This is a genomic window from Streptomyces sp. NPDC111516, from assembly GCF_055635345.1.
This window is the reverse complement of the sequence record NZ_JBVKBV010000009.1, coordinates 148,685-175,072: the sequence shown is the minus strand read 5'-3', so window position 1 is coordinate 175,072 and position 26,388 is coordinate 148,685. Positions and strand designations below refer to the sequence as shown.

Below are 26,388 nucleotides of genomic sequence, written 5' to 3'. Positions count from 1 at the left end.
GATCGGATAGCGGACGCGGTCTGGTGCGTGCGATTCCAAGGCGCCGGGATGTCCTCGTAGCGGAGCTACTAGGGCATTTCGGCAACGCGGGAAGCGTGCGTGCCAGGGCGTGGCCGCCCGATCAGAGGCCACCCGACAGGCTCTCAGGCGCTGTTCAGGAGAAGTCGGCGACGTTCTTCTCGGTGACCACCTTGACCGGTACCTTCACCATGCTGTCGACCTTCTTGCCCTCTGCGGCCTTCACCGCGTTCTGCACGGCGATCTTGCCCAGTTCCTTCGGCTGCTGGGCCACGGACGCGTACAGCGTGCCTGCCCCGACCGCCGTCAGGCCGTCCGGAGTTCCGTCGAACCCGACGACGGACACCGACTTCCCCGCCTTGCTGCCGAGTGCCTTGACCGCGCCGAGCGCCATCTCGTCGTTCTCGGCGAAGACTCCGTTGATACCGGGGTGGGACTGGAGCAGGTTGGTCATGACGTCCAGGCCCTTGGTGCGGTCGAAGTCCGCGGGCTGCTTGGCCACGACCTTGATGCCGGGGTACGCCTTGATCCCTTCGGCGAAGCCCGCTCCGCGCTCGCGGCTGGCCGAGGTACCCGCGGTGCCCTGCAGGATGACGATGCTTCCCTTGCCGCCGAGCTTGTCGGCCAGCGTCTTCGCGGCGAGTTCGCCGCCCGCGACGTTGTCGGAGGCGACGAGCGCCGCGGTCTGCGCCTTGTTGACGCCTCGGTCGGCGGCGATCACCGGGATGTCCGCCTTGTTGGCGCCCCGGACGGCGGGGCCCACCGCATCCGAGTCCACCGGGTTGACGATGATGGACTTCACTCCTGAGCTCGTGAAGTTCTGAAGCTGGTTGGCCTGTTGCGAGGCGTCGTTCTGTGCGTCCGTGACGGTCAGGTCGACTCCGGCCGCCTTCGCCTCCGCCTGGGCGCCCGCCTTCATCTGTACGAAGAAGGGGTTGTTGAGCGTGGACAGCGACATGCCCACCTTCGTGTTGCCGCCGGACGAACCGGAGTTGAAGTAGGAGACCCCGCCCACGACGAGGGCCACGCACACGGCGGCGATCCCGAACTTGACCGCTCCCACTCCCTTGCCGCCGGATCCCGGCGACCCCGGTGCACCGGCGGAACCGGTCGGGGAAGCGGCCTTGGACCCGGCCTTGCGGCGCAGGGTGTCCAGCAGCACCGCGAGTGCGATGACGACACCGATGACGACCTGCTGCCAGAAGGCGGATACGGAGAGGAGGTTGAGTCCGTTGCGCAGCACGGCGAGGATGAGCGCGCCGATCAGGGTGCCGGACGCCTTGCCGACACCGCCGGCCAGGCTGGCGCCGCCGATGACGACCGCGGCGATCGCGTCGAGTTCGTACCCCTGCGCGGCCTGCGGCTGGGCGGAGGTCAGACGGGACGCGAGGACGATGCCCGCGACCGCGGCGAAGAGGCCGGACAGCGCGTAGATGGCCAACTTCTGCCGCTTGACGCGCAGTCCGGAGAGCCGGGCCGCCTCCTCGTTGCCGCCGATCGCGTACATCGAACGGCCGATGTAGGTGCGGGCCAGGATCAGTGCCGTGATCAGGCCCATCGCGATCATCACGAGGACCGGGACGGGCAGCCATCCGCCGAGCGTGTTGCCGAGCACGGAGACCGAGTCGGGGAAGGCGATCGGGCTGCCCTGGGAGATGACCAGGGACAGGCCGCGCGCTATGGAGAGCATGGCCAGTGTCGCGATGAACGGCGGGAGTTTGCCGTACGAGACGAGGGCGCCGTTGACGAATCCGCAGGCGATGCCCGTCGCGACGGCGAGGATGACCGCCAGCCAGACCGGTACGCCTTCCGAGGTCGCCGACCAGGCGAGGACGGTCGCGGAGAGCGCGGCCACCGAACCCACGGACAGATCGATGCCGGCCGAGACGATCACGAAGGTGACGCCGAACGCGAGGATCGCGGTGACGGCGGCCTGCACACCGACGTTCAGCAGGTTCTGCGTGGTCAGGAAGTCGCCGGAGAGCAGCGACATCGCCACCAGCAGAACGACCAGGGCACTCAGGGCGCCATTGTCGAGCAGGAGGCGGCGGACCGTACGACCTGCGGCGCCACTCGCGCCCGTATTGCTCTTGAGCGTGTCAGTGGCCACGGGGGCTCTCCTCTTCGTTCACAGCCGGAGTTGTTGCAGGAGTTGTTGCGGAAGGTTTGGTGGGTGGTGTTGCGGGAGACGGTGTGGCGGGGGCACTGACGGCGAGTGCCATCACCGCGTCCTGGGTCGCTTCGTGCGCGGGGAGTTCTCCCGCGATGCGGCCCTGGGCCATGACCAGCACCCGGTCGCTCATGCCGAGGACTTCGGGCAGGTCGCTGGAGATCATCAGCACGGCATGGCCGGACGCCGTCAGCTCGTTGATGAGCTGGTAGATCTCGACCTTGGCGCCGACGTCGATGCCACGCGTCGGTTCGTCGAGGATCAGCACCCTGGTGTCGGCGAGCAGCCACTTGCCGATGACGACCTTCTGCTGGTTGCCACCGGAGAGCGTGCGGACGTGCTGGCCGAGGCCCGCCATCCGTACGCCGAGCTGTTCGGCGATCCGGGCGGCGGCCGTGCGCTGTCCCTTGAGGTCCACGAGCCCGGAGCGGCTCGCCGAGCGCAGGGTGACCAGGCCGAGGTTCTCCTGCACGGAGGCATCGAGCACCAGGCCCTGGGCCTTGCGGTCCTCGGGTACGAGGCCGATCCCGGCCCCCATGGCCGCGGGCACGTCGTGCTTGGCCAGCCGCTCGCCCCGTACGTCGACGGTGCCCGCATCGTAGGGGTCCGCGCCGAAGACGGCACGGGCGACCTCGGTACGTCCGGCGCCGACAAGGCCGGCGAGGCCGACGACCTCACCCGCCCGCACGTCGAAGCTGACGTCGTGGAAGACGCCGTTGCGGGTCAGCCCGCGGACGGCGAGCAGCGGGTCACCGGCCTTCGGGCGCTCCCGCGGGTACTGCTGCTCGATGCTGCGTCCCACCATCAGCCGTACGAGCTCGTCCTCGGGCGTCGAGGCAGGCACCTGGTCGATGCTGCGCCCGTCGCGCAGCACCGTGACCCGGTCGCCGAGGGCCGCGATCTCTTCGAGGTGATGGGTGATGAAGATGACCCCCACACCCTCTTCGCGCAACTGCCGCACGATACGGAAGAGCTTCTCGACCTCCTCGGACGTGAGTACCGCCGTCGGCTCGTCCATGATCAGGACGCGCGCGTCGAGGCTGAGTGCCTTGGCGATCTCCACCATCTGAAGCCGGGCGATGCCCAGTTCGCGCACCTTGGTCTTCGGTGAGACGTGCAGACCGACCCGGCGCAGCAGCACCTCGGCGTCCGCCTCCATGCGACGCCGGTCGATCATCCCGAAGCGGCGCGGCTGCCGGCCGAGGAAGATGTTCTCGGCGACCGTGAGATCGGGTACCAGGTTGAACTCCTGGTAGATCGTGGCGATTCCGAGCCGTTCCGCGTCCTGCGCGCTGTGGATGCGGACCTCGCTGCCCCGGGCGAAGATCCGGCCGCTGTCGGGACGGTAGGCACCGGAGAGCATTTTGATGAGGGTGCTCTTGCCCGCTCCGTTCTCCCCGAGCAGTACATGCACTTCGCCGCCGCGCAGGTCGAAGTCGACGCTGTCGAGCGCGACCACGCCGGGAAAGGTTTTGCGTACGCCTTCGATGCGCAGCAACTCGCCCTGGGTGCTCACAGGTTGCTCCTCCGGTTCGAATCGTGTTCGCCGCAGGAACTGCGTACGACAAGGCGGGCGGGAAGGGTCACGGACTGCGGGGACCGCCCCTCGACGATGTCGACCAGCGCGCGTACGGCGGCGCGGCCGAGTTCTCCCGTCGGCTGGGCGATCGCCGTGATCGGCGGATCGGTGTGCAGGAACCACGGGATGTCGTCGAAGGCCGCGAGCCCGATGTCCCGCGGTACGCGAAGCCCGCGTGCGCGGATCGCGTCCAACGCGCCGAGCGCCATCAGATTGTCGGCGGCGAATACGATCTCGGGCGGTTCGGGAAGGGCGAGAAAGCGCTCGGTGACGCGGCGCCCGCTGTCCGCCTGGAAGTCGCCCTGGCCGATGTAGGCGTCGGGCAGGGCGAGTCCGTGCTCGCGCAGCGCCTCGCGGAAGGCTTCGACACGCTCGTTGCCCGTGGTGGTGGCCGCCGGGCCTGCGATGATCGCGAGCCTGCGGTGGCCGAGACGGTGCAGGTGGGCCACCAGGTCCCGGATCGCGTCGCGGCCGTCGGCACGCACCACGGGGACGTCCACCCCCTGGATCCAACGGTCCACGAAGACCATCGGCGTGCCGCTGCCCGCGGCACCCGGCATGAGCGGGGAGCTTCCGTCGGCCGGGGAGACGAGGAGTCCGTCGATCCGGCGGTCGAGGAGCGTACGGACGTGGTGTTCCTGCAGGTCCGGCCGCTCGTCGGCGTTTCCGATGATGACGCTGTAGCCGAGGGCGCGAGCCTCCTCCTCGACGAAGCGGGCCAGTTCGGTGAAGTACGGGTTGAGCACGTCACTGATGACCAGGCCGAGGGTGCGCGTCTGATCGGTACGGAGCGAACGGGCGACGGCGTTGGGCCGGTAGCCGAGGACGTCGACAGCGGCGAGGACGCGAGCGCGCGCGTCGGGGCTGACGGAGGGATGGCTGTTGAGAACGCGGGAGACCGTGGCGACGGACACTCCCGCCTCGGCCGCGACATCCTTGATGCTCGCCATTTCCGGACCACCTCCTTGTGGTTTCCGTGAGCCTCGAAACCAGCGGCCCGCAGCCGTGGAATCGATTACAGCGATGATTGGAATCGATTACATGGCCGAAAACAAGACCCCTTCGAGGGTCCGAGACCGAATCGTGACGAAAGGGAGAGTCGGGGCGAGGCACGGGTCGGCGGCAGCCGCGATCGCGTGGCGCGTGCAGACGGCCGTCTCTTTTGCCGCGCGGTACGTGGTCAGCGCCTGCGACCGGGCCGGCCGAGTGCCGCTCGGCGAACCACGCAGCACCTCCCCGAAGTTCACGTCGGCATCGGGTGCTTGCATCGGGGGCGTGAAAAGGGTCGGGCTCCCCGGCTGCGACACCGCAGCTGGGGAGCCCGTCCTTGTCAGGGTGTTACTTGACCGCGAAGGCGCGGATGACGGTCTGTGTCACGGTGTTGCCGTTGCTGTCCGTCGCGGTGGCGCGGATGGAGACGTACGACGCCGAGTTCGGCGCCTGAACCTTGGTCTGCCAGGTGGCTCCGGACTGCTCCAGGTCGGCCTGCTGCCAGGTGGCTCCGTCGTCGTAGGAGACCTCCAGTCCGGCCGAGGTCACCTTGCCCGCGTCCGGGGCGCCGGGGAGGGCCGACGGGGTGACGGTCAGGTCGGTGTTGCGGTGGGCGTAGCCGCTCGGGTCGGTCTTCACCCCGTAGTCGAGCTGGATCAGCGGCAGCAGCTGCATGCTGTCGGTGTAGCCCGACATGAAGGTCCACTCAGTGTGGGTGCTGGTGGACAGGGGGTTCACCGAGGCGTCCCGGGAGGCGTCGACCACGAGGCGGTACGGCACCCTCGCAGAGGGCAGGGGGCTGACGGAGAGCACCGGGCTGTTACTGCTCCCCAGCAGCTTGTCGCCCTGGTAGAGGGACACCGACTCCTTGTGCACCGTACCGTCGTCGAACCGGAAGCCGGCGTGGTTGGGGCCGGCATCGCCCCAGGCGGGGACGTTGATGGTCACAAAGTTTTCGCCGCGCTTCGGCAACCAGGTGCTGTTGTTGAGCCGGGGGTGCTGGATCGGCGAGAACCAGTTCACGTCCGTGGTGGTGCCGGCCTTGTAGGTGATCCCCACCTCCGACCGCTCCTCCAGCTGCTCGTCGAAGTTGTCTGCCATCTCGAACCACCGGTTCTTGCCGTCGGTGGACACCCAGTCGGTGCGCGCGCCGGGGATGGCGGCCTTGAAGAGGAATCCGATCCCGGAGCTGGCGTAGTCGGGGATGTCATAGCGGAACTCGCCGCCGTTCGCCCCCTTACCGCCGTTGAAGGCGACGTTCACCCGGGCGAGGTTGTCCTTGGTGGCCCGGTAGGTGAGGTCCTGCGGGACCATGCCGTCGTGGCGCTCGACCAGGTCGTAGGCGTAGTCGCTGACCGGCTTCGAGCCCACCGTGAGCGTGGCGGTGCCCTGCTGTGCCTGGGCGATGAGCTCCTCGCCCTCGGTCGTGGTGAGCGAGGCCACCTCGATGGGCGAGTTCGTTCGGTTGTCCCCGCCGTACCAGGTGCTCAGTCGGCCGGGCTGGTCGTTGACGACGAGCAGCAGCTTCACCCCGGCGGCCGCGGCGGCCGCGGCCTGCTGGGAGCCGGTGACGCTGTCGCTGCGGCGGACCACCGCGACCTTGCCCGCGACGTCCAGACCGGCGTAGTCGGAGGCGGCACCCTGGCCGGCGTAGACAGCCGGGAGCTTCCAGTGGCCGTCGGGCAGCAGGGTGGAGCCGGCCTGCGGCAGCACATCGTCGAAGCTGCGGGTCTTGGAGGCGACGGTCAGCATCGGCTGCATGGAGCGCCAGCGGGCGGTGAAGGCGAAGTCGCCGTCCTTGACCTTGTCGGTGCTTTCGGCCCAGATGCTGTCGTAGAGCAACGGCAGCATGTAGCCGGACTGCCACGTGCTGCCCTGGGCGGAGCGGTAGTACTCCATCCGGGTCGAGAGCGGGCTGCTCTCCTTGGGCGTCACGGCGCGCACCTCGTGCGTCCGGGTGCCGTCGAGCACCACGGTGGTGTCCTTGTCGACCTTCAGCTCGGGGTTGCCGAGCAGCGCGAGACCGCGCGAGTCGGGGCCGCCCGCGCCCTGCACCGCGGCCCACATCGCCACCGAGTAGGCGCCCGGTTCGACGCGTGCGTCGGCCTCACCGGAGTCGTCGAGGGTGACGTACTGCCGGTTCTGCGACCCGAGCTTGACCAGCTCGGCGGTGCCGGTGAGCGGCTTGCCGACGCGGTCGCGGGCCTTGAGGTGGAGCGTGTAGCGCTCCTTCTCCTTGCTGATGCCGATGGTGGTGTGGGCGCTCAGCGCGCCGGTCGCGTCGTACGCCTTGACCTGGCCGGTCACCTTCGTGCCGGACGCCAGAGCGGCGGGGTCGGCGGTGAGCGTCACCTGCTGCGTGCCGTGCGCCGGGACGGTCACCTTCTCCGTGGAGAGCGAGAAGAGTCCGGCGGGGGCGCCGGCCGCGTCGGTCTTCAGGTCGAGGGTGGCGGCGGTGTCGCCGGTGTTGGTGTAGGTGATGGTCTTCTCGGACTTCTTGTCCGCGTCGTGCGGCCAGGCGTAGAAGCCGGAGTAGGCCGAGCCGGTCGCGAAGACGGTGTCGGAGGCGGCGGCCTTGACGTCCACCCGGCCGCTGCCGCCCTCGTAAACGGTGTAGTTCGAGGTCTCCTTGGCCGTGCTGACCAGGGCGTCCTTGATCTGCTGCCCGGTCCAGTCCGGGTGCTCCTGGGCCAGCAGCACCGCGGCGCCGGCCACATGCGGCGTGGCCATCGAGGTGCCGCTCATGCTGGTGTAGTAGCCCGAGCCCGAGGAGACGTAGTGCGAGCGTGCGGCGAGCACATTGACGCCGGGGCCGGTGAGGTCGGGCTTGAGGGCGTCGTCACCGAGGCGCGGGCCCTGGCTGGAGAAGTAGGCCAGCTTGTCGGCGGTGTCGACCGCGCCGACGGTGAGGGCGGCGTCCGCGGCGCCGGGGGAGCCGACGGTGTACGGGGCGCCGGAGTTGCCCGCGGCGATGACGAACAGCGTGCCGGTCTCGGCGCTGAGCCGGTTCACCGCCTGGCTCATGACATCGGTGCCGTCGTAGGGCTCGGAGGAGCCCAGGCTCATGCTGACGACCTTGGCGCCCACGGACTCGGCGGCCCACTCCATGCCCGCGATGATCTGCGAGTCGGAGCCGGATCCCGCGTCGCTGAGCACCTTGCCGATGTAGAGGTCGGCGCCGGGGGCGACGCCGCGCTCCTTGCCGCCCGAGGCGGCGCCGGTGCCGGCCACGGTGGACGCCGTGTGCGTCCCATGCCCGTGCCGGTCGGCGGTGGTCTCACCGTCGATGAAGCTGGCGGTGCCCTTGACCCGGTCCGCCAGGTCCGGGTGGTCGCCGTCCGCGCCGGTGTCGAGCACGGCGACCTTGACGCCCTTGCCGTCGTAGCCGGACTTCCACACCTCGGGCGCGCCGATCTGGGCGGTGGTGTCGGACAGGGTCGCCCGCACCTTGCCGTCCAGCCAGATGTGCGAGATGCCCTTGCCGAAGGAAACCCCGCCGCCGGCCGCACCGCGGGTGCGGGCGGTGCTGGTGACGGAGGACCAGAAGTCGGCCGCCTGTGCGCGCTTGGCGGTCAGAGCGGCACCCTGCACGCTGGGCAGGGCGCGGACCCGGGTGGCGCCCGCGGGTGTGGCGGTGCTGCGGCTGCGGACCGCCGTGTCGGTGTAGGTGACGATCAGCGGCAGGTTCTTGGTGTGCGCGTCGTCGTAGCGGTCGGCGATCAGCTGGGTGACGTTGAACAGCTGCTTGTCGAGGACGCCGGCCGCGACGTACGGCATTGCCTCGTCGGGGTAGACGTACAGGTCCTTGCCGACGGTCGTGGTGCGGACGCCGCCGGTGGCTCCGGCCGGGCGCTCGACGGTTGCCGTGCTGGTCCCGTCGGCGAAGGTCCGCACCTCGACGACATCGCCGGTGAGAAGGGTGACGGTGCGCACAGGAGCGGCGTCAGGTGCCGCATCCACAGGGGCGGCCACCGGGGAGGGATCGGCTGCGGGGCCGGTGGCCAGGGCCGAGGGGGCGCCCGCCAGCACGGCCAACGCGGCGCACAGGGCTATGAAGCCCGGTTTGCGCGAGAGAGCGGATGACACAGATTCTCCGTGAATTCGTTGGATGAATGACGGAGGCAATGATTGGTACGTACAGGTCAAATAGAAAGGGTGGAGCGTGACGGATTCCCGTCCTGACGGGAATCCGTCACATCGGTCGTGTCGATTGCAATGTCCGGCAGCATGCCGTACCCGTCGGTCGGCGCACGCGCAGGAACGTGCCCAGCGCGGACGGGGCACGGATACCCGCGAACACGACCCGCATCGCCCAGTGCCGCAGGACGCCCAGGTGTCGATGCTGTCCCCCGACGACCCCCGCGAGTTGGGCACGGACTACACGCCCACGAACCTCTCCGGCCACTACCCGCTGATCGCCTCCGCAGCGCTCTGACGGACCCGGCGCGGGAGCGCGACAACGGCTGAGCCGGACAGAGCGAGGGCATGGGCCCGCCCGGGAAGACGGTCCCATGCCCTCGGCACGGTGCGGCAGTTGACGCAGTTACGACACTCGCCACACTTACCGCAGCTGCCGCACCAATGCGTACCGCCTGGTGTGCTCAGGCTGCGGAAACGGAGACCTCCGGCTGCGCGTCGGCCGTTCCGCGCGGCAGCGTCAACACGGCCAGGAAGCCGAACACCGCGACGGCGGCGAAGAAGTAGAAGCCCCAGGGGTGGCCGATGCCGGCGGTGACCAGGGCTCCGGTGATCGACGGGCCGACGATCGAGCCGATGCGGCCGATGCCGGAGGCCGAGCCGAGTGCGGTGCCGCGGATCGACGCCGGGTAGTAGTTCGTCACGTAGGCGTAGACCAGCACCTGCGCCGAGAAGACGAACACACCGGTGAAGAAGACGACGGTGTTGAGCAGGAGATCGCTGCCGATCTTGATACTCAGGCAGGCCAGCATGAGCACGGAGACGGCGAACCAGCAGAGCGTGGTGCCCTTGATGCCACGCCGGTCGGCGACGTATCCACCGACCACCAGGCCGACGACTCCGCCGACGTTGAGCACGAGGAGCTGGGTGACGGCCGTGGGCACCGGGTAGCCGGCGTCGTTCATGAGCTTGGGCAGCCATGTGTTGAGGCCGTAGACCAGGAGCAGCCCCATGAACGAGGCGAGCCAGACCCCGATAGTCGCGCGCAGGTAGTTGGGCTTGAGCAGTTCGGTGAACGCCATGCGCTGGGCCTTGGGCGCCTCCTTCGCCTGCACGAAGGCGTCCGACTCCGGCAGGCGGAACCACTGGATCGCGGCGATGACGAGGCCGGCGACGCCCAGGACGTAGAAGAGGACCTGCCAGTTGTCGGTGACCTGCAGGGCCAGCAGCGAAGTGATCACGGCACCGGTGTGATAGCCGGTCATCGTCAGGGTGGAGGCCCGCGCCCGCCGGTGCGCGGGCATGTGCTCGGACATCATCGTGAGCGAGACCGGCATGCAGGCGCCGAGGCCGAGGCCGGCGATGAGCCGCAGCGCGGCGAACATGGCGACGGAGTCGGCCAGCGGGACGAGGATGGTGAAGACGGAGAACAGCACCACCGACCCGATCAGCAGGAGGCGCCGGCCAAGACGGTCGGCCAGCGGCCCGACGCAGACCGCGCCGATGGCCACGCCCACGAGCGAGAGCGTCGCGATGGTGGTCGCGTCGCCCGCCGTCATGCCGAGATGGTGGGTCTTGAGGAGCGTGGGGATGATGGCGCCGAGGACCACGAGGTCGTAGCCCTCCAGCAGGACGGTGATCCAGCAGAGGATCACCGTCCAGGAGCTGCGAGAGGCGGTGCCGGATCTGGTCGGAGACTGCGTCGATATGTTGTTTGCCATGGTGGATCCCCTGGGGCGGCTACGGGAGACGGAGTGCGGAGCAGGTCAGAACGGGTAATCGGCGATGTCGGGACGGACGGTGACCCACTGGGTCTCGGTGAACGCCTCGATGTTGGCCGCGGCGCCGCCGAAGCGGGAGCCGGTGCCGGATGCCTTCACGCCGCCGAAGGGCGCGTTGGGTTCGTCGGCCACGGTCTGCTCGTTGATGTGGACCTTGCCCGACTCGATCCGGTCGGCGAGCTTCATCGCGGTGCCGACGTCGCCGAGGATGCCGACGGACAGGCCGTACTCGCAGTCGTCGACGATGTGTGCGGCCTCCTCCAGTGTCGAGAAGCCGATGACCGGTGCGACGGGCCCGAAGACCTCCTCGCGCCAGGCAGGCATGTCGGTGGTCACGTCGCTCAGCACGGTGGCCCGGTAGCAGGCGCCGGAGATCTCGCCGCCCGCGGCGAGGGTGGCACCCGCCGCGACGCTCTCGGTGACGATGCCGTGTACGCGCTCCAGCTGCCGGCGGTCGATGATCGGGCCGAGGGCCACGTCCTCGCGGGCGGGGTCGCCGACCGGCAGCGCCCTGGCCTTCGCCGCGAGCACGGCGGTGTACTCCTCGACCAGCGACTCGTGCACGATGTGGCGGCCGGTCGTCATGCAGATCTGCCCCTGGTGCAGATACGAACCGAACGCGCCGGCGGATGCGGCCTTCTGCACATCGGCGCCGGGCAGCACGACCAGAGCGTTGTTTCCGCCCAGCTCCAGGTGGGCCCGCTTCAGGAGACGGCCGGCCCGCTCGCCGATGGCCCGCCCGACCGGCGTCGAACCGGTGAAAGAGACCACCCGGACCTCCGGGGCCTCGACGACCGCCTGTCCGACCGCGCCGTCACCCGGCAGCAGATGCAGCACGCCGGTCGGCAGCCCGGCCTCCTCGAAGATGCGCGCGATGACGACGCCGCCGGACACCGCGGTGCGCGGATCCGGCTTGAGCAGCACCGCATTGCCCAGGGCGAGCGCGGGTGCCACCGAACGCAGGCCGAGGATGAGGGGAAAGTTGAAGGGAGCGATGACGCTCACGACACCGGCCGGGCGGCGGCGGGCGAGCGACCAGCGCGCCTCCTCGGTGGTGAGCACCTCGCCCTGCGGGTGCGTGGGCAGCGACGCGCACTCGAAGCACTCCCCCACGGCGAGCTGGGCCTCGAAACCCGCCTTGGCGCGTACCGAACCGGCCTCGCGCACGAGCCAGTCCTCGATCTCCGCCGCATGTTCGGTGAACAGCTCGCCCGCACGGCGCAGCACGGCGGCCCGCGCCTGCGGCGAGGTCGCGGCCCACGCCCGTTGGGCCTCGGCGGCACGGGCGGCGGCACGGTGCGCGTCCTTCTCAGTGGCCAGGCCCACGGTGCCGAGCTGCGCACCGGTCGCTGGTTCGACCACCGGGTGCGCGGAGGCGGAGTCCTGCCAGCCGTCGCTGTAGAGCTTCCCGCCCCAGACGGCGCTGTCCAGGAGTGTCATCGATCTGCCCTTCTTCGGGTTCTTCGGGTTCTTCGGGTTCTGCGTTTTCTTCGGACTCTTCGAACTCTTCGGGTACTTGCGGTGCTTGCGGTGCTTGCGGTGCTTGCGGTGCTTACGGTGCTTACGGTGCTTACGGTGCGTCGAGGTTCGGGCCGCGGGGGCGCCCGTGAGAAGTCCCGCGCAGTCCGTTCGGGAAGGGTTACGAGGGCGTGGTGAGTGCCGTGTCCACCTGCACGAGGCGCGGGTGGACGGGGTGCTCGGCGAGCATGGCCCGCAGTTCCTCCGCACTGCGGACGTGCTGCGACGCGACGCCGTAGCCCTCGGCGATGCGGGTGAAGTCCAGACCGGGGATGTCCAGGCCGGGCGCGTCCGGGACGCCCAGGAGTCCGCCGAACCAACGCAGGGCGCCATACGTGCCGTTGCGCAGCAGCACCACGGTCAGCGGCACTCGGTGCTGGGCCGCGGTCCACAGGGCGGTGATGCCGTAGTTGGCGGAGCCGTCGCCGACGACCCCGACGACGGGCCGGTCCGGGCTGCCCATCGCGACGCCGACCGCGCCGGGCAGCCCGAAGCCGAGCCCGCCGGCGGCCGGGAAGTAGTAGGAGCCGGACCGGCGCAGGTCCATCTGCCGCCACCACGAGGAGTTCGTGGACGTGGACTCGACCACGTACGCGGTGTCGCGGGGCATCCGGTCGCGCAGCGCCGCGAACACCTCCTCCGGGTGCAGCCGATCGCCCTCGGCCGTCAGCGGCTCAGGGTCGGCCCGGTACTCGCCCACGGCCTCGGCGGGTGCGTCCAGCGCCTTCAGCAGCAGGTCGATGACGGCGCCGGGTGCGGCGAGCAGCGCCTCGCCCATAGGCGCCCGCGCGGCGGCGGAGGCGTCGTCGGTCACCTGGATCAGGCGGGTGCCCTCCGGCAGGTAACGGCCCGGGAGGTACTCGTGGTAGCGGAACACCGGGGCTCCGAGCACGAGCACGAGGTCATGGCCCTCGAACGCCTGCGAGACGGGCGCGATGCCCGCGGGCAGCACGCCGCGGAACAGCGGGTGCCGGTTGGGGAAGGGCAGCCGGAACAGCGACGGCGCGGCCCACACCGGGCTGCCCATGCGCTCGGCGAGCCGGACCGCGTCGTCGAAGAGAACGGCCGAGTCGATGTCGCCGCCCAGCACGAGCAACGGCCGCCGCGCCGCGGCGACTTGCTCGACGAGTCGACGGCCCTGCTCACCGCTGGGCGCCGAGCCCCGCTCGACCTGCCGGTCGAGGATGGGCAGGCAATTATCACCGGCCTCGGCGGCCCAGTCGTCGTAAGGAACGGAGAGGTACGTCGGCCGCCGCTGCAGCTCCGCCTCGAACACGGCCTGCGCGAGCGCACGCGGCACGTCCTCGGCGCACGCGGGCTCCGCGGCCCAGCCGACGAGGGGCTTCATGAGCGCGGGTGCGTCGACACTGGCCAGGTTGGCCTCGGGGCCGATGGCGGGCCGTACCTGCTGTCCGGCGACGACCACCATGGGCGTACGGGAGGCGACCGCGTTGGTCAGCGCGCCCATGGCGTTGCCGGAGCCGGAGGCGGCGTGCAGGTTGACCAGGACGGGGCGGCCGGTCGCCTGAGCGTAGCCGTCGGCCATGCCGACCACCGCGCCCTCGTGAAGACCGAGGACATAGCGGAAGCTGTCGGGCAGCTCGGCAAGGAAGGGCAGCTCGTTGGAGCCGGGGTTGCCGAAGATGGTGGTGAGTCCTCGGCGCTCCAGGAACTCATGGGAGACACGGCGTACGGACGGCACGGACGTTCCTTACGTTGTTGGTGGCGGACACGCTAAGCAACGCTCCGACTTAGGCACCAATAAATGTTGCGGATCTGCGATATAGAGTTGATCGATATGAGGAGTTTCGATCTCAACCTCGCCCGGGTCTTCGTGCTGCTGTACGAGACCGGCAGCGTCACGGCCACCGCCGAGACGCTGCACGTGACACAGCCGACCGTCAGCTACAGCCTGGGGAAACTGCGGCGGCACTTCGGCGACGAGCTGTTCCGGCGCACCGGGCGCGGGCTGACCCCGACCGCGGGCGCGCGCCGGCTGTACGAACCGTTGCAGCATGCCCTCGCGGAGATCGACGAAACCGTGCGCCAGGCCGACGACTTCGACCCCGAGACGATGTCGGGCCGCTTCACCATCGCCCTCTCGGACCTGGGCGAGACGTCGTTGCTGCCCCGGCTCCTGGCGAAGGCGCGCGAACGGGCGCCCCGCGTCTCGTTCACCATCCAGCCGCTCGACGTGGCCGACGCGGAGGGCCGGCTGCGCCGGGGCGAACTGGACGCGTTCGTGGCCACCCCGGTCCTCAGCTCACACCGGACCGTGCGGATTCCCCTCTTCCGGGAGCGCTACGTCGGGATGGTCTCGGCCGACCACCCCCGGGTGACGGGCGACTCGATCAGCCTCGAGGCGCTGGCGGCAGAGCACCACGCGACCGTGCACGGCCCCAGCGGTCACGCCGCGCCGCGCACCGCGCTGGCCGCGAACGGCCTCCTGGACCGGGTCACCGTGGACGCCACGCGCTTCTCGATGCTCCCGTACCTGCTGGAGCAGACCGACCTGATCGCCGTGATCCCCGAGTACGTCGGGGAGGTCTTCACCGCCTCCCACCGCCTGCGCCTGGTACGCCTCCCGTTCGAGGCGGAGCCGGTGGAAGTCGCTCTCTACGCCCGCCACGAGGCCTCGCGCACCCCCTCTCAGCGGTGGCTCGTCCAGTTCATGACCGAGGTACTGGGCGAGCGGGTGAGCCCGGCGCAACTGCCTCCCTCCGCCGACCGGTAGCCGGGCTGCACGCGCCGACCGACCGGCTCGTCGAGTTCGATCCGGATACCTGGGAACCGGCCTCCGCCGACGCACACATACCGTGGTCTTCGCAGAGCGCCGGACAGCGAACGACGTCCCCTCGTCAGGGCGTCGGTGGCCATGACCGCCTGAGCCCACGCAAGGGGAGCCGCGGCTGTCCTGACGGTCGTTCCAGGTGATCACGGCGAGCCGGCTTCTACTGCCGGCCCGGGATGCGTGCCCGCCGAGGGGAGAGACAATGCACGGAACAGGCGCACGCCGGGGCTCGGCCCGAAAGGCCGAGCTGACGGGCGGCCGGTCACAGCGGCTGCGGCCCCTGCGGGACGAGGAACGGGCGGCGGGGGGCCTCCGGCGGTGTGCGACGCAGGCACACCGGCCGCACGGCGGAGCCGCCGGCCGGTGTGCCAAGGGTGCGCGTCCCTGTCCTGAGCCGCCTCAGCGATAGGCGGCCTGACCGGTGAGGGCCTGCCCGACAACCAGCGTGTGCACCTCGCTGGTGCCCTCGTACGTGAGCACCGACTCGAGGTTGTTGGCGTGCCGCAGCGGCGAGTACTCCAAGGAGATGCCGTTGGCCCCGAGCACGGTCCGGCACTCGCGGGCAATGGCCAGTGCCTCCCGTACGTTGTTCAGCTTGCCCGCACTCACCTGCTCGGGGCGGAGGGTGCCGAGTTCCTTGAGCCGGCCGAGGTGGAGGGCGAGCAGCGCCGCATTGCCGAGGGAGAGTGCCATGTCGGCGAACTTGCGCTGGGTGAGCTGGAAGGCACTGATCGGCCTGCCGAACTGGACGCGCGCGTCCGCATAGTCGATGGCCGTCTGCAGGCAGTCACGGGCCGCGCCGACTGCGCCGAAGAGGATGCCGAACCGGGCCTCGTTCAGGCACGAGAGCGGGCCTCTCAGCCCCTGGGCCCCAGGAAGCCGGACGGAATCCGGCAGCCGCACGTTGTCGAAGTGGAGCTCGGAGGTGATCGATGCCCGGAGCGACATCTTCTGCTTGATGTCGCTGGTGGTGAAGCCGGGCGTGCCGCGAGGCACGAGGAACCCCCGGACACCGTCCTCGGTCTGCGCCCAGACCGTGGCCACGTCGGCGATCCCGCCATTGGTGATCCACATCTTGGAGCCGTTGAGGATCCAGTCGCCGCCGTCGCGCACTGCACGCGTACGCATCCCCGCCGGGTCACTGCCGAAATCGGGTTCGGTGAGGCCGAAGCAGCCGATGGCTTCCCCCGCGGCGAGCCGAGGCAGCCACTCCTGCTTCTGCTCCTCGGACCCCCACTTCCGGATCGAGTACATCGAGAGCGAACCCTGGACCGACACGAAGCTGCGGAAGCCTGAGTCGGCGGCCTCGAGTTCCAGGCAGGCAAGCCCGTAGCCGACTGCGCCGACGCCCGCGCAGCCGTACCCCTCCAGGTGCATGCCGAGAACGCCCAGCTTGCCGAGTTCGGGGGCGAGTTCGCGGGCGAAGTGCGCGTTCTCGAACCACTCGCCGATGTGCGGGCGCACCCGGTCGGCGAGGAACTTGGCGACCGTGGCCTGGATTTCGCGTTCCTCGTCGCTCAGCACCGAGGCGATGTCCAGCAGGGCGAGGGGGTCCTTCATCGGCTTGTTGCCGCTCATCATGTGCTCCTGGGAGGGATGTACGGAGGTGTGCGTAGTAGTGGGGGCCGGGTTGCAGCGATGGCCGGGTCAGCTGTCGAGCCAGTCGGCGATGGAGTCGGTGTGCTCGCCCAGCCGGGGCGGGCGCCGTGCGTAGTGGACCGGGGTACCGGACAGCCCGATGGGGTTGGCCACGAGGTTCATCGGACCGTCGTGCCCGCCCTCGGCCTCGGCGCCCGCGTCGTCCGGTGTGACGCGCGGCGCAAGTCCCAGCTGTTCGGCCAGGTCGAAGGCCCCGGCGAGGTCGTTCACCGGACCGCACGGCACGCCGAGCGGAGTGAGGAGCTCGAACCATTCGTCCGCCGCGCGCCGCCGGAGCCGTACGGACAGCTCTTCGGCGAGCACGTCGACGTGGGCGACCCGGTCGGTGTTGGTGGCGAACCGCGGATCCACGGCCAGACCGGCCGCGTCCAGACCCCGGCACAGCGCGGCGAACTGGCGGTCGTTGCCGACGGCGACGACGAGTGGCCGGTCCGCCGTCTCGTAGACCTCGTACGGAGCGATCGACGGATGGCGGTTGCCGAGGATGCCCGGCACCTGTCCGGCCAGGGTGTAGCCGGCGGACTGGTTGACCATGCCGGACAGCAGCGACGACAGCAGGTTGACCTCGACATGCTGACCCTCGCCGGTCGCGTCCCGATGACGCAGGGCGGCCATGACCCCCATCGCGGCATGCAGCCCGGTGAGTACGTCGACCAGCGCGACACCCGTCTTGACCGGTTGCCCGGGGGCCGGTCCGGTGACACTCATCAGTCCGCCGACGGCCTGGATCAGCAGGTCGTAGCCGGGCAGCGCCGCGCCCTTGCCCGCTCCGAAGCCGGTCACCGAGCAGTACACGAGGCCGGGGTTGAGTTCGCGAACCCGCTCGTAGGCGAGCCCGTACTTGTCCATCGTGCCGGGGCGGAAGTTCTCGAACACCACGTCCGCTCGGCGGATCAGTTCCGTCGCCCTGCGGCGGCCCGTCGGGTCGCGCAGATCCACGGCGAAGGATCGCTTGTTGCGGTTGACGGAGAGAAAATAGGTGGCCTCACCCTGTGTCTTCGGCGGGCCCCACGCCCGGGTGTCGTCACCGGTCTCCGGCTGCTCCACCTTGATCACATCCGCGCCGAGGTCGGCGAGGAGCATGGTCGCGTACGGTGCCGCGAGAACCCGGCCGAAGTCGGCCACCAGCACACCGGACAGCGGCAGTCGAGAAGCGTCGGTCATCGGGGTCCTGCCGGCGTGCTGCTGCATCAGTGTTCCCTTCCGTATGCGTCCGTTCGCACCGTCCTGGAGCGCATGGGGTGACGAGGCCGCCATTCTCCGCATACCGCAGCGCCTCACGCAGTGGACAGAATGTCCCGCGAATCGCTCAGCCGGCGCTCCAATACGTCCATGGCCGCCGGCCCCGGGACGCAGTCGGCTCGGCGGTCCATCCCCCGCATGCATCGCGCCCGGCGCGTCCGGCCATGTGCTCGCCGCCCTGCGGACCAGCGACCGCCGGCCGCCCGGTCACTGGTCCGCCGTCCCCTCCCCGGCAGCCAGCGCAAGCAGCAACTCGGCGCGTACGTGCGCGGAGTCGAGATCCACGCCCAGCAGTGTCCGGATCCGCTCCATCCGGCTGCGCAGCGTGTGCCGGTGAACCTCCAGGGCTGCGGATGCGGCACCCCACTGCCCGTGATGTTCCAGGAACGCGCGGAGGGAAGCGAGCAGTTCCGTGCCGTTGTCCCGGTCGTGCGCGGCCAGCGGCGCGAGCCGTTCGGCGGCTACCCGGCGCAGGACCTCTCGGGTCTCGGGGGCGCTGACGAGCACGTGTCCGGCCAGCGACTCGAAGGCGACGAGTCCCGGCCGGCCACGTGCCTCGGCGACCGCGGCCGCGTTGCTCGCCTCCTGGAGCGCCTGCGGCCCGGCGTCGGGCTCGTGCACAAGGCTGAGCCCTGCCCAGAGGCGCGGCCCGAACCGTGCGACCGCATCGTCGACAAGACCCCGGGCGATACCGATACCAGTAGTGGTGCCGCGTCCGTCGCTCTCTGCGGGACCGTCGTCCTCACCCGCGCGCATCCACACTCGGGAGCCGGACCCGGGCAGCAGGAGCACGGCACGCCCCTCACGTACGGCACCGAAGAGCGGCAGGCCGATCTCGGCGAGGCGGGGGCTCATCGTGTCGAGGGCCTGCCGAGGGCTCGGCCCGCTCAGTACGAGGACGCGGATGCCGTTGCGGGCCGGGAAACCGGCCTCCGCCAGGTGGCCGCGGGCGGTACGCGAGGGGATTGTCCCGTCCAGGACCATGCGCAGGAAGAGGCTGTTGACCCGGTGCTGTTCGTCCTGCAGGCGCAGAGGCTTCTCGGCCTGGAGCGCGATCAGCGACGCCGCGTGTCCGAGCAACAGGTGGTCGACGGCGGTCAGTTCCCGGTCGGCGGCCAGCACGAGTCTGCCGTGGGTACGCGGGCCCACGCGGACCTGCTGGGCGACGACCACCCCGTGCGGTCCGGCACTCAGCGCCTCCGTCGCCCGGTCGCTCCCGCCGGCGCTCCTCAGCTCGGCGAGCACACCGGGGTCGACGCCCGCCGAACCGGACGGATGGGCGGCACGCACCACACCGGCGTCGTCCAGGTACAGCACCGTGGTGTGCGTCGAGACGGCCAGTTCCCGTACAACGGCCCGGGCGCCGTCGCGCAGCGCGGCCCGGGTCATCCGGGGCTGGACGCGGGAGGCCCGTACGACTCCCTCGTACTGCAGCTCGGCCAGGCGTTCCATCACGGCCTTGGTGATCGCGACGAATGGCGTGGGCAGCGGCACTTCGAGCAGGGGCAGTCCCACCTTGTCGGCCGCGTCCACGACGGCCGCGGGAACATGCCGGTGCGAAAGTCCCGTCCCGAAGCCGACAGCGGCCACACCGACATCCGCCAACCGCTGGATGTACGCCCGCTGCCCGGCCTCCGCTTCCGGCAGTCGCAGTCCAGTGGTGAGCAGCAGTTCGCCGCCGCTCAGCCAGGGAACGGGGTCGGCCAGATCGATGCTGTGGGCCCAGACGGCCTCCCGATCGAGCCCGTCCCGCCCGGCCAGCACCGTCAGCCGCAGCTCGGGGCGGCCGACCAGCCAGTGGACGGGTACGCCCAAGGTTTCCACCGCCGCCCTGCCCGTGCCGCAGGATCGCACCCGGGCCTCTCGTTCGATCGGGCAAAGCTAGCAGGCCGGCCGGAAGCCGCCTCGACCCGTGCGGGAGCGTTCCCGGATCCCTTCACGGCCCACAGGGCCGCGCCACCTCGATCGCCGCCGACCGCTACCCCGACGAACCCCGCGAGGACCTCGACCACGTCCTGCACCGCACCGGGCACGCGAAGCAGCGGGCTGGACGAACGAGGTGGTCAAGGGGCAGAGCGCGCCCACCGTGGTTCGGCAGCCGCCGAACACCCCGCGGCTCATGCGGTCCACGAGTGCGGTTTCGGCCGGGTCGTCGATCTCGATGGGATCGCCGAGCCACCCCTCCTCGGTCACCTGGCGCAGCCGCGGCCAGTAGCTGCTTGCGCCACGGTTCCGGCGCTGCCGATATCGCAGTGTCCGGACCAGATGTGCGAACACCATTGCCTCCGCGAAGGTCTTCCCCATCGCCCGCGGCACATCGGGACGTGCGGAGGCGCACGCACCTCCCTTGCTTACTTCCCCGTAACCTCCGATATACCTCAGATTTATTCCTGAGTGATGTAGAGCACTGCCAAAATCAAGGGATTCCCCGATGATGAGCATTGAGCCGTGCCACGGTGACGACCCTCTGGCCCCCACCGCCGGGACCGCCCACCTTCCCCTCACAAAGGCGAATCTCCTCCATGAGTGACCGCTCCACTGCGGCCGAACCGCTCGCCGCCGCCCCACCGGCGACGAACTCCCCCCACCGGGACGCCGGCGATGCCGGTTACAGCAAGGGCCTCAAGTCCCGTCACATCAACATGATCGCCATCGGCGGCGCGATCGGCACCGGCCTGTTCCTGGGCGCGGGCGGGCGAATGGCCGCTGCGGGTCCCTCGCTCGCCGTCGCCTACGCGGTCTGTGGTCTCTTCGCCTTCTTCGTCGTCCGCGCGCTCGGCGAACTGGTCCTCTACCGGCCCTCCTCCGGTGCCTTCGTCTCGTACGCCCGTGAGTTCATGGGCGAGAAGGGCGCCTTCGCGGCCGGCTGGCTGTACTTCCTGAACTGGTCGACCACCGCCGTCGCCGATATCACCGCGGCCGCCACCTACGCCCACTTCTGGGCGATGTTCAGCGACATCCCGCAGTGGATCCTCGCGCTGATCGCCCTCGCCGTCGTGCTCACCGCCAACCTGATCTCGGTGAAGTACTTCGGTGAGATGGAGTTCTGGTTCGCGATCATCAAGGTCTCCGCCCTGGTCGCGTTCATGCTCATCGGGATCTTCCTCGTGGTCACCCAGCATCCGGTGGACGGCCACACGCCCGGCTTCTCCACCATCTCCGACAGCGGCGGCATCTTCCCCACCGGCATGCTCCCGATGTTGATGGTGATCCAGGGAGTCGTGTTCGCGTACGCCTCCGTCGAGCTGTGCGGCGTGGCCGCCGGCGAGACGGAGAACCCCGAGAAGATCATGCCCAAGGCGATCAACTCGATCATGTGGCGCGTCGGCCTCTTCTACGTGGGCTCGGTCGTGCTGCTCGCCCTCCTGCTGCCGTACACCTCGTACTCGGGGGACGAGAGCCCGTTCGTCACGGTCATGGAGAAGCTCGGCATCCCGGGCGCGGCCGGCGTGATGAACCTGGTCGTGCTGACCGCGGCGCTCTCCAGCCTGAACTCCGGGCTGTACTCCACCGGCCGCATCCTGCGTTCCATGGCGCTGGCGGGCTCCGCGCCCAGGTTCACCGGCCGGATGAACAAGGGGCAGGTGCCCTACGGCGGCATCCTGCTGACCGCCGGTTTCGGTGTTCTGGGCGTCGTGCTCAATTACGTCATGCCGGGCCAGGCGTTCGAGATCGTTCTCAACTTCGCGTCGATCGGCATCCTCGGTACCTGGGCCATGATCATGCTCTGTTCGCTGCTGTTCTGGCGCCGCTCGCGGGACGGCAGGGTCACCCGCCCCTCATACCGGCTGCCTTGGGCCCCGTACACGCAGATCGTCACGCTGGCATTCCTCTCCGCGGTCGTGTTCCTGATGTGGTGGGGAGGCGGAGTGGGCCGTACGACCGTGATGTGCCTGCCGCTGATCGCGGCGGCGCTGGTCGGCGGATGGTTCGTCGTCCGTGGACGGGTGAACGACCTTGCGCGGGCGCGCGAGAACGCCTGACCCTTCTCGGTACCGACGACGGCCCTCGCGGAAGGCTCCCTTCCGCGAGGGCCGTTCCCGTGCCACCCGTCCACCGAGCCGGGCGGGGCCGTCACCCGCACCGCGCCGTCTGGACCGACTGCGACGTCGCGTGATCTCTGTCCGCAGGCAGCTCTACGTCTTCCCCGTCGGCTTCACAGGCCGTGCTGGTCAAGGAGCCGCATCAGATTCCGCTTACGCTTCTGACCGGCGCGCAGGGCGGCGAGGTACGCGGTGAAATCGTCCGGGGTGCCCAGGCGGCGGTGGCAGTCTCGCATGCGGAGGAGCAGGCTGGTCAGCTGCTCGTAGACCGCGTTGCCGGTCTGCTTCTCGAGGGGTTCGGCCAGGCGCTGGTAGACACGCAGCGCGTCGGTGGGGCGGATGGCTTGGGCCTGGTCGGCGAGGACAAGCCATTGCCGGTCGTCGGCGCCGGTCGTGGTGGCGGCTTGCCAGGCAGCATCGATGTCCTTGTCGTCGAGCAGAGCGTCGATCAGGACCGGGCCGCCGTACCAGCCCCGCTCGCGCTGTGCCGCGTCAGCGCGCAACAGCGCCAGGGCCTCCCCTCTCTCGGCCTGCCAGCAGTCGGCTGCCTGTGCTGCCGCGCGTAGCAGCTGGTACGCAGCGAGGGTGCGGTGGGCGGCAAAGCGGGCGCGGCGCAGGGCGACCGCGTCGGGGAGCCGGTCCGAGCGCGTGTAACGGTCGCATAGGTAGTCGACCAGGTCGATGGCGGGGGTGGTGGTGTCGGAGACTTCGCCGATGCCGCGCTCCGCCCAGCGCAGAGCTTCGGCGGGACGGCCGGCAGTGTCCAGTTCGCGGGCGATGACCAGGTGGGTGCTGCCGTCCGGTGCGAGGTCGGCCGCGTGCACGGCGATCACCGCGTCCACATCGCCGGCCGCCTTGGCCAACCGCTCCATCAGGTACTTCTCCGCCCAGCCTGTGCGGTGGTCGCGCCAGGCTTCGAGCGCAAGTCCTCTTACGGTGGCCAGTCCCTGTTCACCGAGGACGTCCTCGTAATCAAGAGGGTCGATGCCGGTGAGGTCGTCCAGGTTGCTGAGCACATGGCCAACCAGCCACCGCGCGATCTCCTCCGGATCGGGGCAGGCGGCGCGGCACGCGTCGAGATGGACTGCGGCAAGAGCGGCCCCGACGTCACCGAGGCATCCGTCGGAGTCGTCGATCGCGTCCTGCACCTCGCTCAGCATCTGCATCGCCTCCCGTGAAAGGGAGATCGCGTCCACGGGCTGCCCGGTGGCGGTCAGAGCGGCGATGGCGGAAACCGCCTGCGAGGCCTGTTCGCCGTAGGCGCGGGCATCGGCGTACTCGACGTATCCGTACCGGGCGAATCGGCCGATGTCGAGGAGTTCGCGAATCCGGGTGCGGACTTCGGCAAGGTCTCCGCGGGCACTCGCCGCACGCAACTCCAAGCGGCGGCGCACCTGCCGGTCCTCGGCAATCTGCTCCCGTACGAGTGTGAGCAACTCGTCCCTGGAGAGCGCGGCCAGCCACGCGTCCAGGTCCTGAACGCGGCTGCGGGCACGGGCGCGATCCCCCGGCAGGCTCTCCGACCGGGCGAGCGCAGTCAGGCCGAGCGCGACCAGGTGCTTGCAGAAGTTGCCCTCCATTCCGTACGGGCAGTCGCACTCTCCGGTGAGCCCTTCAGGCTCGTCGAGGGACAACTCCACCTCGTAGGCTTCCGTGCCATGGACCCTGGCGGTGATCCAGCCGTCGCCGACCTCCAGAGCGGTCACGGCGTCAAGATAGTCCTGGCCCCGCTCGAAGGAGCGCGGCCCGGCCAGTACCCGCAGATCCGCCTCGGTGAAGCCACCCATGTTTTCCCCGCCTCGGTCGTGTCATCTCGGTCCCGGAACCTTCGCCCCCTCATCCTGCCTGCTGGGGGTATGCCTCCGGGACTCGTCCCTGCCAACGGGTGGCGACCCGAAATATGGGCAGCCGACGCCCAGCAGGCCGGGTGGCCGGGACGCGAGGGCGCCCGCAGGGCATGGACAGGTCGTCGTTCTCGCTCGACCGGGTCTTCTTCCGACGGAAGTTCCGTGGCCGCCATGCAGCCTGCTCGAGGGCGAGGGCGCTTCGGTTCAGCGTGTACCTCAGAGATGGTCCGCGTGGCAGGCACCAAGCTGTTGCCACCGCGACAGTTTGTTGGTTGCGCTGCGACCGGCATGACAGCCGGGTGAAGATTGCGGTCATGGGACTGTCGACGGCGTTCACGGAACTGTTCGGTGTGGAGCATCCGATTGCCCTGGCCCCCATGGGCGGGTCAGCCGGTGGTGCCCTGGCGGGGGCGGTCTCGCGTGGCGGCGGGCTCGGACTGCTGGGCAGCGGGAACGGGAACCAGGACTGGCTGGCCCGCGAACTGCCTGTCCTGGCGGACGAGGGCGCCGGGAAGCCTTGGGGCATCGGCTTTCAGACGTGGGCGATCGACGTCGGTGCGGTCGCGCGGGCGCTGGAGCACAGGCCGACTGCGGTGATGTTGTCCTTCGGCGACCCCAGTCCGTTCGTGGAACGCATCCGCAGCGCGGGCGCGGCGCTGATCATTCAGGTCACAGACCTGGAGGAGGCCTGGAGGGCGGTGGATCTGGGCGCAGATGTGATCGTGGCGCAGGGCACCGAAGCCGGCGGGCATGGAGCCCGGCACGGGCGGTCCACGCTGCCGTTCGTGCCCGTCGTGGTGGACCTGGCGGCGTCGGTGCCCGTGCTGGCGGCCGGCGGGATCGCCGACGGCCGCGGCGTGGCGGCCGCCTTGGCGCTGGGGGCCGCGGGAGCACTACTCGGCACCCGCTTCCAAGCCACGACCGAGGCCCTGGTCGCCCCCGCGACCGCCAAGGCGATCATTGAAGGACGCGGGGAGGAAACCGAGCGCAACAGGGTACTGGACATCGCCCGCAGCTCGCGGTGGCCGGCGAAGTACACCGCGCGCACCCTTGGCCACCCTTTCCTTGACGGATGGCGAGGCCGGGAGGACGAACTCGCAGCTGCCCCTCATGCCCAGCAGGCGTACCAAGACGCCGTGGAACGAGGCGAGATCCCCGCACTGCCGCAGTGGGCCAGCGAGGCCATCGACCTCATCAACGACCTGCCGTCCGCGGCCGATCTGGTCGGCACCCTGGCCTCCCAGACTGAGGAAGCGCTGGCCCGAGCCGGCAGGCGCTGACCGCGATCACCGGGAAGCAGCGATCGCGGCCGGGTCGCAGATCCTTCGCGCCCGACGCCCCAGGCCGCATGCCGGTACTGAGCGTCACCTTCGTAACTGGCCGTCCATGGGGGATTCCTGCTGGCCGCTGTCAGGCGCGGCCGCGGCCGCATCCCAGCGTTCGGCCCGGCCGCCACATGATCACGTGGTGCTAGGCTGGCAAACTTCGGCAGATGGACAGTCCCCCGCAGGGATGGAGTCAGCGACGAGTGCCGCGCGGCGCCGCTGGGTTGGGAGTGCAAGATGCGCCCGCTGCAGGCTCTCGGCCTCTCCAAAACGGCCGAGGCTGCCTACCTTGCGCTCGTGGAGCACGGACCGCTGCCTCCGGTCGAACTCGCCGGTCGGTTGGCACGGGCCGGGTCGCCTGCGGAAGAAGTGCAACATGCGGTCGACGAACTCACCAATATCGGCTTGGTGTCCCGCACGGATGACAGGCTGACGGCCCACCCCCCTCGCTCCGTGCTGGAAGCCATAGCCGAGCGGCGCGCACGAGAGGCCCGGATCGCCTACGAGAGTGCGACGTTCCTTTCACGCTTCTGGCTCGATCACACCTCGGGATCGGGCTACATCGAGGTCGTCGACACCTCCCACAACCCTGACGCGATCCAGCGACGGGTCCACAACGAGGCATCGGCGCAGGTACGGGCGCTGTCGATCGGGCCGGTGGGCGGGGGCGAGCGTGCGCCGGAGGTGGACACCGATGCGTTGGACGCCCTGGCCCGCGGGATCGACTACCGGGTGGTGTACGGCGCCGGCATCCTGCAGGAGCCCAAGGCCTTGGAGGCGGCGCACGCTTGCGTCGACCGCGGTGAGCAGGCCCGGGTCTTTCCCGACATCGCCATGAATCTCCTGCTCTGTGACGATCGGTTGGCCGTGTTGTCCGTCGTCGCGCCGGACCGCGCGGGACACCACAGCGTCGTTGTCCAGCCGTCGGGCCTCCTCGATGGGCTGATCGGAGTCTTCGAGTCGTACTGGCGGGTGGCCGTCCCGCTTCCTCGGACCGGAGAGCCCACCGAGGGCTGGATCAGTCCGACGGACGACGCGCGACAGCTCCTGGGCTACCTCAGCGCCGGGCTCACCGACGAGTCGATCGCCCGTGAACTCGGGGTGAGTGGACGGACCGTTACCCGACGTATCACCCGCCTGCAGGAAGCACTCGGCGCCCAGACCCGATTTCAGCTCGGTGTCCAGGCCAGCCGCCAGGGCTGGCTCTGAACTCTCGCCCCGATCAGAGACCGCAGCCTCGGCCGACCACTCCTTCCTGCGCCTTGTGCCGACGACATCGCCCACGCGT

General features: G+C 69.9%; 15 protein-coding genes and 1 pseudogene. 5 read left to right on the top strand and 11 right to left on the bottom strand.

The window, feature by feature from the left end; genetic code table 11:
- Positions 1-154 precede the first annotated feature (154 nt).
- From ACZ7L9_RS19500 to mdlC, 7 genes are all read right to left on the bottom strand, one after another.
- Complete coding sequence (locus ACZ7L9_RS19500; protein ID WP_471416383.1) at positions 155-2,128, bottom strand: ABC transporter permease/substrate-binding protein; 1,974 nt, start codon at positions 2,126-2,128, stop codon at positions 155-157.
- Positions 2,118-3,704 (bottom strand): sugar ABC transporter ATP-binding protein, encoded by a 1,587-nt coding sequence (locus tag ACZ7L9_RS19495; RefSeq protein ID WP_471416382.1) that lies wholly within the window; start codon positions 3,702-3,704, stop codon positions 2,118-2,120. The genes ACZ7L9_RS19500 and ACZ7L9_RS19495 overlap by 11 nt, the downstream gene beginning before the upstream one ends.
- A complete protein-coding gene (locus ACZ7L9_RS19490; protein ID WP_471416381.1) occupies positions 3,701-4,717 on the bottom strand; it encodes a LacI family DNA-binding transcriptional regulator in 1,017 nt (338 codons plus the stop codon). Before ACZ7L9_RS19490 ends, ACZ7L9_RS19495 begins: the two co-directional genes overlap by 4 nt.
- A 388-nt stretch (positions 4,718-5,105) precedes the next feature.
- Positions 5,106-8,843, bottom strand: coding sequence for a S8 family serine peptidase (locus ACZ7L9_RS19485; protein ID WP_471416380.1), 3,738 nt, complete (start codon positions 8,841-8,843; stop codon positions 5,106-5,108).
- Positions 8,844-9,358: 515 nt separating this feature from the next.
- Positions 9,359-10,615 carry an MFS transporter gene (locus tag ACZ7L9_RS19480; RefSeq protein ID WP_471416379.1) on the bottom strand — a complete coding sequence of 419 codons (1,257 nt, stop codon included), beginning with the start codon at positions 10,613-10,615 and terminating at the stop codon, positions 9,359-9,361.
- 45 nt (positions 10,616-10,660) lie between these two features.
- Entirely contained in the window at positions 10,661-12,115 is a 1,455-nt protein-coding gene (locus ACZ7L9_RS19475; protein ID WP_471416378.1) for a benzaldehyde dehydrogenase, read from the bottom strand.
- Positions 12,116-12,314: 199 nt separating this feature from the next.
- Positions 12,315-13,895: a benzoylformate decarboxylase gene (gene mdlC / locus ACZ7L9_RS19470; RefSeq protein ID WP_471416377.1), complete on the bottom strand. Its 1,581-nt coding sequence runs from the start codon at positions 13,893-13,895 to the stop codon at positions 12,315-12,317.
- Between the two features lie 96 nt (positions 13,896-13,991).
- Between mdlC and ACZ7L9_RS19465 the strand changes: the two genes are divergently transcribed.
- Complete coding sequence (locus tag ACZ7L9_RS19465) at positions 13,992-14,927, top strand: LysR family transcriptional regulator (protein ID WP_471416376.1); 936 nt, start codon at positions 13,992-13,994, stop codon at positions 14,925-14,927.
- 456 nt (positions 14,928-15,383) lie between these two features.
- On the opposite strand, the gene ACZ7L9_RS19460 is transcribed toward ACZ7L9_RS19465, so the two are convergent.
- From ACZ7L9_RS19460 to ACZ7L9_RS19450, 3 genes are all read right to left on the bottom strand, one after another.
- Positions 15,384-16,562: an acyl-CoA dehydrogenase family protein gene (locus ACZ7L9_RS19460; protein WP_471416375.1), complete on the bottom strand. Its 1,179-nt coding sequence runs from the start codon at positions 16,560-16,562 to the stop codon at positions 15,384-15,386.
- A 69-nt stretch (positions 16,563-16,631) separates the two neighbouring features.
- Complete coding sequence (locus tag ACZ7L9_RS19455) at positions 16,632-17,807, bottom strand: CaiB/BaiF CoA transferase family protein (RefSeq protein ID WP_471416374.1); 1,176 nt, start codon at positions 17,805-17,807, stop codon at positions 16,632-16,634.
- Between the two features lie 285 nt (positions 17,808-18,092).
- Positions 18,093-19,709, bottom strand: a complete 1,617-nt coding sequence (locus tag ACZ7L9_RS19450) for a PucR family transcriptional regulator (RefSeq protein WP_471416373.1) — start codon at positions 19,707-19,709, stop codon at positions 18,093-18,095.
- Between the two features lie 128 nt (positions 19,710-19,837).
- On the opposite strand from ACZ7L9_RS19450, the pseudogene ACZ7L9_RS19445 reads away from it, so the two are divergent.
- Together ACZ7L9_RS19445 and ACZ7L9_RS19440 are read left to right on the top strand one after the other, a co-directional pair.
- Positions 19,838-19,977, top strand: a pseudogene (locus ACZ7L9_RS19445) (sphingomyelin phosphodiesterase); the annotation flags it as partial.
- A 430-nt stretch (positions 19,978-20,407) separates the two neighbouring features.
- Positions 20,408-21,868 carry an amino acid permease gene (locus ACZ7L9_RS19440; protein ID WP_471416372.1) on the top strand — a complete coding sequence of 487 codons (1,461 nt, stop codon included), beginning with the start codon at positions 20,408-20,410 and terminating at the stop codon, positions 21,866-21,868.
- 173 nt (positions 21,869-22,041) lie between these two features.
- Here the strand turns inward: ACZ7L9_RS19440 and ACZ7L9_RS19435 are convergent, their stop codons facing one another.
- The gene (locus ACZ7L9_RS19435; RefSeq protein ID WP_471416371.1) at positions 22,042-23,715 is read right to left on the bottom strand and encodes an SWIM zinc finger family protein; all 1,674 of its coding nucleotides are present in this window, start codon (positions 23,713-23,715) and stop codon (positions 22,042-22,044) included.
- A 374-nt stretch (positions 23,716-24,089) separates the two neighbouring features.
- On the opposite strand from ACZ7L9_RS19435, the gene ACZ7L9_RS19430 reads away from it, so the two are divergent.
- Entirely contained in the window at positions 24,090-25,055 is a 966-nt protein-coding gene (locus ACZ7L9_RS19430) for a nitronate monooxygenase (RefSeq protein WP_471416370.1), read from the top strand.
- Positions 25,056-25,337: 282 nt separating this feature from the next.
- Positions 25,338-26,309, top strand: a complete 972-nt coding sequence (locus tag ACZ7L9_RS19425; protein ID WP_471416369.1) for a LuxR C-terminal-related transcriptional regulator — start codon at positions 25,338-25,340, stop codon at positions 26,307-26,309.
- The last annotated feature ends 79 nt before the right edge of the window (positions 26,310-26,388 follow it).

Excerpts from the sequence above, each read along its gene's own strand:
- ACZ7L9_RS19490 (WP_471416381.1), bottom strand. The coding sequence starts at position 4,717 with ATGGCGAGCATCAAGGATGTCGCGGCCGAGGCGGGAGTGTCCGTCGCC.
- ACZ7L9_RS19480 (WP_471416379.1), bottom strand. The coding sequence starts at position 10,615 with ATGGCAAACAACATATCGACGCAGTCTCCGACCAGATCCGGCACCGCC.
- ACZ7L9_RS19475 (WP_471416378.1), bottom strand. The coding sequence starts at position 12,115 with ATGACACTCCTGGACAGCGCCGTCTGGGGCGGGAAGCTCTACAGCGAC.
- ACZ7L9_RS19465 (WP_471416376.1), top strand. The coding sequence starts at position 13,992 with ATGAGGAGTTTCGATCTCAACCTCGCCCGGGTCTTCGTGCTGCTGTAC.
- ACZ7L9_RS19460 (WP_471416375.1), bottom strand. The coding sequence starts at position 16,562 with ATGAGCGGCAACAAGCCGATGAAGGACCCCCTCGCCCTGCTGGACATC.
- ACZ7L9_RS19455 (WP_471416374.1), bottom strand. The coding sequence starts at position 17,807 with ATGACCGACGCTTCTCGACTGCCGCTGTCCGGTGTGCTGGTGGCCGAC.
- ACZ7L9_RS19440 (WP_471416372.1), top strand. The coding sequence starts at position 20,408 with ATGAGTGACCGCTCCACTGCGGCCGAACCGCTCGCCGCCGCCCCACCG.
- ACZ7L9_RS19435 (WP_471416371.1), bottom strand. The coding sequence starts at position 23,715 with ATGGGTGGCTTCACCGAGGCGGATCTGCGGGTACTGGCCGGGCCGCGC.
- ACZ7L9_RS19430 (WP_471416370.1), top strand. The coding sequence starts at position 24,090 with ATGGGACTGTCGACGGCGTTCACGGAACTGTTCGGTGTGGAGCATCCG.
- ACZ7L9_RS19425 (WP_471416369.1), top strand. The coding sequence starts at position 25,338 with ATGCGCCCGCTGCAGGCTCTCGGCCTCTCCAAAACGGCCGAGGCTGCC.